The organism is Christensenella sp. (assembly GCF_034927525.1).
GTDB lineage: Bacteria > Bacillota > Clostridia > Christensenellales > Christensenellaceae > Christensenella.
The window spans coordinates 1-1,916 of record NZ_JAYFPU010000332.1; the positions used below are offsets into that span (position 1 = coordinate 1).

Genomic DNA, 1,916 nt, shown 5'->3' on the forward strand with positions numbered 1-1,916 from the left:
TAACGGAGACCCTATCAGGGGGCGCGGAACTCTATCAAGCGGACGGACGGCGGCACGATGAAAGACGCTTATACGACAAGTGAACTGGCTTCGGCTCTGGGATTGACGCCTCAGGCGATCAGTTCCCGGGCGAAGAAAGCCGGATGGGTTGTCGCCGAGCAGGCAGGGGCTGGCAAGGGATGGCGGGAAAAGTCCTATCTGACTTCCTCCCTCCCTGCCGAGGTCCAGGACGCCATGGCCGCCCACGAAGGCGCGACTCTTCCCGCCGTCTTCGACGACGAAACGTCGCTCACCGAAGACCAACGGCGCGGGGCGTTGGCCAGGGCGGACCTCGTGCGGCTCTACACCGAGGCGTTGGCCAAAGCCCCTCGAAAGGGCGTGGCGCAAAAGGAATTTCTCGCGGCCTACCGGGCCGGGGTATGGCCGAAAATCAAGGAAGTGCTCGGCGAGTCGGTATCCGCGCAATCCCTGGAGCGCTGGAAGCTCAAGCTCCGCCGCACCGGCTCCGCCCTGGCTCTGGCCGACACGCGCGGCGGCGTGCGCATCGAACCGGTCCTGACCGTGGCGCACCAAACCATCATCACCGCCTTGGTGCGGCATCCCAACGCGCCGAACATCGCCGAAGTCTGCCGCGAAGCGCTCAAAGCCTTCAAGCCGGCCGGGCTGCCTGCCTGCTCCGAAATCACTATTCGTCGGTTTATCGAAAAGTGGATCGCCAACAATTACGGCGAATTCGTCTACTCCCGGAAAGGCAAGAAAGCCTGGGTGGATGAATGCTGTCCGTACATCGTGCGCGACTACTCGAAGATCCAGGTCGGCGACATCCTGGTGGCCGATGGGCATGTGCTCAACTTTGAGATTCTGGACCCGGAGACCGGCAAGGGCGCTCGCATGGAGCTGGTGCTCTGGTACGACATGGCGTCCAGCTACCCTTTGGGCTGGGAAATCCTGCCCACGGAAAACACGCAGGCAATCGCTTCAGCTTTGCGCAGGGCCTGCATGCGCCTCGGGAAGTTTCCCCGCATCGCTTACCTGGACAACGGTAAAGCGTTCAAGGGCAAGTTCTTTACCGGGGTTGACCTGACGCAAACCGGCCTGGGCGGCGTGTTTCAAGAGCTCGGCATCCAGACAATTTTCGCATGGGGCTACCACGGCCAGTCCAAGACCATCGAACGGTTCTTCGGGACGTTCGGGGAGTTGGAACGCTGGTGCCCTTCCTACGTCGGCTCTTGCATCGAAAACAAGCCGCCTCGCCTCAAACGCGGCGAGGACCTGCACCGCAAGCTCTATCAGGCGTCAGGCTATCGCCCACTAACCCTTGAAGAAGCCCACACGGCCGTGGCCATGTGGTTTGACGAGTACGCCCACCGGCCGCAACGTGGCCACTTGAAAGGCCAGGCCCCCCTTGATGCGTTCGCGCCGGGAGCCGGCCCGGGCCTGACCGATGCCGAGCTGCTCAAGCTGCGGCTGTGCATGCTCTCCAAGGCGGTCCGCCAGATCGAGCAGAACGGCGTCAAGATTTTCGGGCGGCATTACCGGCACCCCTTCCTGCACAGCCTGCGCCATTCGGTACTGGTTCGCTACGACGACCAGGACCGCCGGTCGGTGCTGGTCTACGACGAGTCGGGCAAGCGGCTGATCTGCGAGGCCATCCCGGTGCCGACCAACGTGCATCCGGCGGCCGGCATCCTGGGCACAGATGAGGACAAGGCCCTTCTTGCCTCCGAGATCGCCTACAAGAAGGCTCTCGAAAACCAGGTCACAGCCGACGCCAGGGAGTTCCTCGCCAACGTGGTGCTCCCGGAAACGCAGCACCGCATGCAGCTTGTGGCTGCCAAAGAGGCCGCCACGGCCACGCCTGCCCTGCCGGAATCGCCCGCCCCGAACGTCAAGAGCATCGAAGCCGCCAAGTCCGC

Annotated in this window: 1 protein-coding gene; it reads left to right on the top strand. The window is 63.3% G+C overall.

Annotated features, from left to right (window positions below):
• Positions 1–57: 57 nt before the first annotated feature.
• On the top strand, positions 58–1,916 hold a 1,859-nt coding region (locus tag VB081_RS13415), incomplete at its 3' end, for a transposase (RefSeq protein WP_323401285.1).